The organism is Pseudomonas sp. SF2, assembly GCF_036858055.1.
Lineage (GTDB): Bacteria > Pseudomonadota > Gammaproteobacteria > Pseudomonadales > Pseudomonadaceae > Aquipseudomonas.
On sequence record NZ_JAMBDI010000030.1, the window covers coordinates 158,847 to 165,810 of the forward strand.

5 protein-coding genes and 1 pseudogene are annotated in these 6,964 nt (G+C 61.4%); 2 read left to right on the forward strand and 4 right to left on the reverse strand.

Annotated features, from left to right (window positions below):
• Nucleotides 1-196: 196 nt before the first annotated feature.
• The 4 genes and pseudogenes from M2S36_RS18585 to hisN form a co-directional block, all read right to left on the reverse strand.
• A pseudogene (locus M2S36_RS18585) lies at nt 197-475 on the reverse strand (RHS repeat-associated core domain-containing protein); the annotation flags it as partial.
• 103 nt (nt 476-578) lie between these two features.
• Complete coding sequence (benR, locus tag M2S36_RS18590) at nt 579-1,535, reverse strand: benABC operon transcriptional activator BenR (protein WP_207831886.1); 957 nt, start codon at nt 1,533-1,535, stop codon at nt 579-581.
• Between the two features lie 254 nt (nt 1,536-1,789).
• Nucleotides 1,790-2,521, reverse strand: a complete 732-nt coding sequence (locus M2S36_RS18595; RefSeq protein ID WP_333957598.1) for a hypothetical protein — start codon at nt 2,519-2,521, stop codon at nt 1,790-1,792.
• Nucleotides 2,522-2,746: 225 nt separating this feature from the next.
• Nucleotides 2,747-3,538 (reverse strand): histidinol-phosphatase, encoded by a 792-nt coding sequence (hisN, locus tag M2S36_RS18600; RefSeq protein WP_207831882.1) that lies wholly within the window; start codon nt 3,536-3,538, stop codon nt 2,747-2,749.
• 147 nt (nt 3,539-3,685) lie between these two features.
• On the opposite strand from hisN, the gene M2S36_RS18605 reads away from it, so the two are divergent.
• Together M2S36_RS18605 and M2S36_RS18610 are read left to right on the forward strand one after the other, a co-directional pair.
• On the forward strand, nt 3,686-4,576 hold the full coding sequence (locus M2S36_RS18605; RefSeq protein WP_207831880.1) for a universal stress protein: 891 nt from the start codon (nt 3,686-3,688) through the stop codon (nt 4,574-4,576).
• A gap of 246 nt (nt 4,577-4,822) precedes the next feature.
• On the forward strand, nt 4,823-6,946 hold the full coding sequence (locus M2S36_RS18610; RefSeq protein WP_233687786.1) for a TonB-dependent siderophore receptor: 2,124 nt from the start codon (nt 4,823-4,825) through the stop codon (nt 6,944-6,946).
• The last annotated feature ends 18 nt before the right edge of the window (nt 6,947-6,964 follow it).

Consider the following 6,964-nt stretch of genomic DNA (forward strand, 5'->3'; position numbering starts at 1 on the left):
GTTTCTGCGTGGTGCCTTCCACCAGTAGAATTTGAGGATCAGTCCATTCCGCCGATGTCATTATGTGACTCAACTGATCCCCATAACCACGGCCCAGCTCATTAACCGTTCCCACGACACGTTCGCTTACAACTGGAGAGGTCGTTGTTTTTCCTTTGAGTTCTGGATTTCGCATGTGAAACCCTGCCTTAGAGCGAACGCTCTGCAACTGCACTCGGGGAAGCTTGAAGTGACCGCTCGGGTCCGTATTGTTAACGGGATCCCCAGCACAGTAGGCGTAACAATTAAATCCTCCGGCACCCATTGGGCTTAAGCTGTCAGGGCTGTGGAACCGCATCAAAACCGGATTGAACGCACGGTATCCATTCCCCAGCAAGTAGTGGCCTGTTGCAGACTCTTTTCTCTGCCCGCTGAAACGCAGCACTGATGGGTATTGACTGTATCCATCATGCCCATAAACGGTGTACTGCAATGAAGTCGACATGATTGCCACCTTTTACCTGAGATAAGGCAAATGGTGTGTTGTGCATGAAATGCAAACAACTGGCAGAAATATCAGGTGGCCAAGCGGGCGGGTGTCATCCCCGCCGCTTGAACGTCTGCGACGGCAGCTCACCAAACTGCTGCCGATAGACCTCGGAAAAACGCCCCAGATGAAGGAAACCGTAATCCAGGGCCAGCTCCGTCACACTGCGCACGCCACAGGTCGGGTCGCTCAGGCATGCATGCACCCGCTCCAGCTTGCGCTGGCGCACGTAATGCTTGGGCGTGGTGCCCAGATGCTGGTCAAACAACCCATACAACGAGCGCAAACTCATGCAGGCCTGCTCCGCCAGCACCTCAGCCGACAACTCCAGCTTCAGGTTGCGCTCGATGTAATCGAGAATGCGCTCAAGGCCCACTTGAGGGGCGCTCAGGCATTCGCGACGGATATTGGTGCTCATCAGGGTCAGCAACTTGCTGGCTACGATCTGGCTGTAATGGCCCTGTACCCTTGGCAGTGAGTCGCTTACCTCGGCCTCGTGGCAAACCATCGCCAGCAGGTTGACGAACCCGTCCAGCTCCTCCAGCCGATAATGGTTGCGCAAGAACCGCACCCCGCCATCCGGCCGGTGCCAGCGCTGTTCATCGCAGATCGAATCCAGCAACCGGGTCGGCACCTTGAGGATGAATTTCTCGCAGTCTTCCGAATAGGTCAGGTCAACCGGGTCGTCGGGGTTGATCAGCAACAGCTCGCCCGGCACCAGGTGTTGCTCACGCTTGTGCCCCCGCCACAGGCAGTTGCCGTTGAGCAACACCTGCAGGTGATAAATGGTTTCCAGCGCCGGCGAAGTAACCCGTACGCTGCCGCCGTAGCTGATGCGGCACAGGTCCAGTTCGGCGAACTTGCGGTGGCTGAGGCTGGCTTGCGGATGGGTGGTGCGGGACAGACCGATGCAATGCTGGCCTACATGCTGATTGACATAATCGGACACAGCATAGGGGTCGGCGTGATGAAACACGCTACTGCGCTCGCTCAGCAGGCGGCTTTCCATAGGCAAGGCACTCGGTATCGTTATTGTTCTGGTCGCCGCGTCCTACGGCCCGGTGGGCTGTGGTTGCGGTCGTCACGGTCATTCTATCGAGCCGGCTGCGGGTCGCGGGGGCAGGCGACAACCGGTGGATGGGCACACTTAAGCAAAAAGGCGGGGGTTGGGCAATGCAACCTTGGGAATGGATGGGCGGATAGCGGACAGACGGGACAGTGGCCGTGTTCGTTTATCGAACGGTCTTTCCTGAACCGCTCACGTCACTGTACAGGCAGGAAGTTCATCAGCAAGAGGCTTTGCGCGTAATTCAAACCAATCCGCCGATACCGCTCATCCAGCAATTCCGCCAGCAAATCCAGCCGAGCCACGATCTTGCCGAACTCCACCGCAAAACTCAGGTTGCTGCCCTCTTCCGAGATCTCGTTGGAGAACAACAGCAGCACGCCATTGGCATCCTGCCGCTGGCTCAACATCCAGGTGGCCTTCTCGATATTGCGCGCGGCGTTGTTGACGAACAGCGGGTCGATGGTATCGGTCATGTAGAACTCGGTACGGCCACCGTGCGCCGTGATCAGCATGCTGCCGATGGCGTAGATGAAGGCACCGACCCGATCACCGCGAAACTCGGGGCTCAGGGCATAGCTCAAGGCTGCGAGATCGCGACGGTTGCCCAGTTGCGCCAACGGCTGGCGTTGTTCGATGGCGATGCGGATCTGCCGCTCGGCAGTCGCGGCGTCGACATAACCGGACATTTTCCACTGGTTGGGGTTGCGCAGGTACAGCTTGTTCATCAGCAGGTACAAGCTCTGCAGGTTGTCGCGCATGGACAGCGTGGCCAGGCGGTCGACGCTGGTCTGGAACAGTTCGCCGGGCTTGCCGTTGCCGAGCTGGTTGACCATGTCGCGACCCTGCTGCTGGGTGCAGGCGCACAGGCATGTGAGGACGCCTGCCAGCAGCAGGCGGGAGAAGACATTGGGATTGCTTGCAACCATCGGCACCGGGTCGATATTCGGCGGCCGCACCGGGGATCAGAGCGGCCTGGCCAAGCATAGAGCCCGGAAATTGGAAAAAGTGCGGTGATTGGGAAGATAGTAAGCCTGTACCGGCCTCTTCGCGGGTAAACCCGCTCCCACAGGATCACCACAAATCCTGAAAACCGTGCAGTACCTGTGGGAGCGGGTTTACCCGCGAAGAGGCCAGTACAGGCGACACAACACTTACATGGCGTGACGCAACATCTCCACCACCTGTGCATGCAGCGCCGGGTCACCACAGGCCACCACACACCCGCCATTCTGCGCGCTGCTGCCATCCCATGCGGTAATCACCCCGCCCGCCCCTTCGATGATCGGCATCAGCGCCTGCACGTCATAAGGCTGCAGGCTCGCCTCGACGATCACGTCGACAAACCCGGAAGCCAGCATGCAGTAGGCATAGCAGTCGCCACCGTAGCGCATCAGGCGCGCCTTGCCGGCAACGGCCTCGAACGCAGCCTTGCGCGCGGTGGTATCGAACATGTCCGGCGTGGTGCACATCAGCGTGGCCGAGGCCAGGTCGGCACAGGCGCGGGTCTGCAACGGCGTACCGCTGCGCCAGGCACCTTCCGGGGTGCCGACAAAGCGCTCGCCGGTAAACGGCTGGTTCATCACCCCGACCACCGGGCGCACGCCGTCGTTCAAGGCAATCAGCGTGCCCCATAGCGGCAGGCCGGTGATGAAAGCGCGGGTGCCGTCGATCGGGTCCAGCACCCAGGTAAGCGGGCTGCTGCCGACTGCCACACCGGCTTCTTCGCCGAGGATGCCATGCTCGGGGTAACGGGCCTGGATCAGCTCGCGCATGGCGTCCTCGGCCGCCTTGTCGGCCACGGTCACCGGGTCGTACAGGCGCCCGCCCTTGTCCTCGACCTCCAGGCTGGCGCGAAAGTATGGCTTGATCGCCACAGCGGCAGCATCGGCCAACTGCTCGGCAAAGGCGCGGAATTCGCCGATCTGTTCAGCACTCAGGGACATGGGGCGGGCCTCGTGAAAATGATGGGGCCCGCATCATACCCGACACGCCGTGCCGCGCCAGCCTCCGTCAGGTGCTCATGCAGCCCTGCGCGGTCTAGACTGAACAAGACCAGATCACCGGGGGGCTGTCACACGTGGAGGTGTGAGATGAGCCAGTTCAAGCGTCTGTTCGTCATGCTTGGCCCGCAGATGCGCCACACGCCGGCGCTGCAACGCGCTGCGGCGTTGGCGGAATCCAGCGGGGCTTTGCTGGATATCAATGTGTTCGTCGACGATGTCGACACCTTTGGCTTGATGAGCGATAGCCGTGAGCGTGAGCGGCTGCTCAGCGACAACCGCCAATGGCTGGCGGACGAAGCCGAACAACTGGCCAACGCCGGCCTGGATGTGTCTACCGAACTGCTGCTGACCCGCGACCCGCTGGGCAGTGTGCTGGAGCGGGTCGAACGGCTGGGTTGCGACCTGCTGATCAAGGACGTGCAGCATGAACCGGTACTCAAGCGCCTGCTGGTAACGCCACTGGACTGGCAGTTGCTCAAGGACAGCCCGGTGGCCGTGCACCTGGTCAGCGATATCCGCCTGCCCCTGCCCCGGCAGATTGCCGCCGCGGTGGACCTGAACAGCCATGGCGCTGGCGAGCACCTGGATGAGCAGGTGATCCACTGCGCCCATGCCTTGGCCTTGCAGTGCAATGCCGAGCTGCATCTGCTGCACGTATGCGACGCGGCCAAGACCCACATTGCCGACTTCGGCGCCGGTACGGTGACCATGCCTGGCTTCGATGGCAGCGTGCGGACCGCGCAGCGGGCGGCGTTCAACCGGTTGGGCGACCACCACCAGATTCCGCTGGAGCGCAGGCACTTCCTGGAGGGGGCAGCGATCAAGGCCATTGCCGAGTTCGTCGGCCACAGCCGGGCGGATGTGATCGTGATGGGCAGCCACCGGCACGACGCCATGCAGACGTTCCTCGGCGGGACCACGGCGCATGTGCTGGAGCATCCGCTGTGCAATGTGCTGGCGATCAAGGCGGTCCGCTGAAGGCTGGGTAACCTGGACCGGCCTCTTCGCGGGTAAACCCGCTCCCACAGGTACCTCACTGCCCTCAGGCCAGTGGCCCCCCTGTGGGAGCGGGTTTGCCCGCAAAGACGGCGGTTCGGATTTCACCCTTTGGTACCTGGCACACCAGTACCACTTAAAAAGAATGCATTTGATAATGATTCGTAGTAGTTTCTTGGCGCTTGCCCACCTTCCCCCTCAGCGCCTTACTCCAGGATCGTCCCGTCGATGCGTCGCACGTTCGTTTCGCTTTGTGTGCTTCATGCTGTCTCCCCGCTGGCCTTTGCCGAGCCCGAGCCGCTCGGCGCCCCCGCCCAGATCGAACTCCAGGCCCTGAGCATTACCAGCAGTGCTGATAGCGAACGTGCCGATGGCCCGGTCGACGGCTACAAGGCCACCCGCTCGGCCAGCGCCACCCGCACCGACACCGCGCTGCATGAGACCCCGCAATCGGTCAGCGTGGTGCCCAGGGACGTCCTGCAGGACACTGGCGCCACCCGCCTGCAGGACGGCCTGGACTACGCCGGCGGTGTCGGGCGCGCCAACAACTTCGGCGGCCAGGGCCTGACCACCTTCACCGTGCGCGGCTTCACCACCGGCGAGTTTTACCGCAACGGCTTCCCCATCAACCGCGGCTACCCCAACGCCCCGGACGCCAACACGGTCGAGCGCCTGGAGGTGATCCGTGGCCCGGCCAGCAGCCTGTATGGCCGTGGCGACCCCGGCGGCACCTTCAACGTGGTCAGCAAGCAGCCGCTGCCGGAATCCAAGGTCACCCTGGGCAGCCAGTTCGATGACCAGGGCATGCACCGCGCAACCCTGGACGCTACCGGGCCGCTGAACCAGGACGGCTCGCTGGCCTACCGCCTGAACCTGCTGGGCGAAGGCGGCGAAAGCTTCCGCGACAACGTTGAAAGCGAGCGCTATGACGTGGCGCCGGTGCTCAGCTGGCAGGTCAACGACAGTACGAAGATCGTCTTCGAGGGCGATTTCATGCGCAACAACCACCCGCTGGACCGTGGCTTGACCCGCTACCCGACCCAGGCCGGCAGCGCTTCACGCGATACCTACATCTGGGAGAAAGGCAGCGACAACCTGCTGCACAATGACAACAACATGGCTCAGGTGCGCTTCGAACACCTGCTCAACGATAACTGGACGCTGGGTGGAGGCTTCCAGTATCTCGATGGCTCGCTCAAAGGCAATGCTGTAGAGGCCACCATTGCCCCAGCAGATGGCCGTACCCTGCAGCGCAACTTCAATTACCGCAAGCTGGAGTGGACCGACCGCGACTGGCAGTTGAACCTCACCGGGCATTTCGATACAGGTGCGTTCAGCCATACCCTGCTGACCGGCGTCGAGTACGAGAACTACCATTACAATTCGATCATTCGCCGTTCCACCGCGCCCTACACGATCGATATTTACAATCCGGTACTAGGCCAGCCGAGGCCGGAGCTGGCAGCGGTACCAACTACCTGGGACAGCGAGAAGCTCGAGACCTGGGCGTATTTCATCCAGGACCAGGTGGCCCTGACGGAGCGCTTGAAGGCACTTGCAGGTGTACGCTTCGAGCGTTTCGAGCATGATTACGACGACAAGCGGCCCGCGAACCGCGACTTCAGCAAAGGCGAGAACGGCGTCACCCCGCGCTTTGGCCTGATCTACGACCTGACCGACTCTGTCGCCGTTTATGCCAACACCGCCCGTTCGTTCAAGCCCAATAGCGGCGCCAGCCTGCAAGGTTCGGGCTTCGACCCGGAGAAAGGCAAGTCGTACGAACTGGGTATGAAATGGGAAGCGCCGGACCGTCAGCTGAGCGTTGACGCGGCGATCTATCACATCGTCAAGGAAAATGTGCTGACACGCGACCCGGCGGACCCCAACTACAACCTTGCCGCTGGCGAAGTACGTAGCCGTGGTCTGGATATCAACATCGCCGGCAATGTCACGCCAGAATGGCGGGTGATCGGTGGCTACGCCTACGTCGACGCTGAAGTGACCAAGGACAACCGCCTGCCCACTGGCACCCGGCTGGCGAACATTCCTAGGAACAGCTTCAGCCTGCTCAACACCTACGAATTCCAGGACGGACTGGCCAAAGGCCTTGGGCTGGGGGTTGGGGTGAAGTACGTCGATGACCGCAATGGCCAGACCGAGGCAGTGACTTACAACATGGACCAGTACACCGTTGTTGACCTGCTGGCCTTTTACAAGGTCAACGACAACATCCGCCTCAACCTGGACCTGAAGAACCTGTTCAACAAGGAATACGACGAGGGAGCATTCAACTTCTACGCCTACCCAGGAGCGCCGCGGACGGTGCAGGCTGGGGTTTCGTATACCTTCTGAATTGCCGGGGCTGCTTCG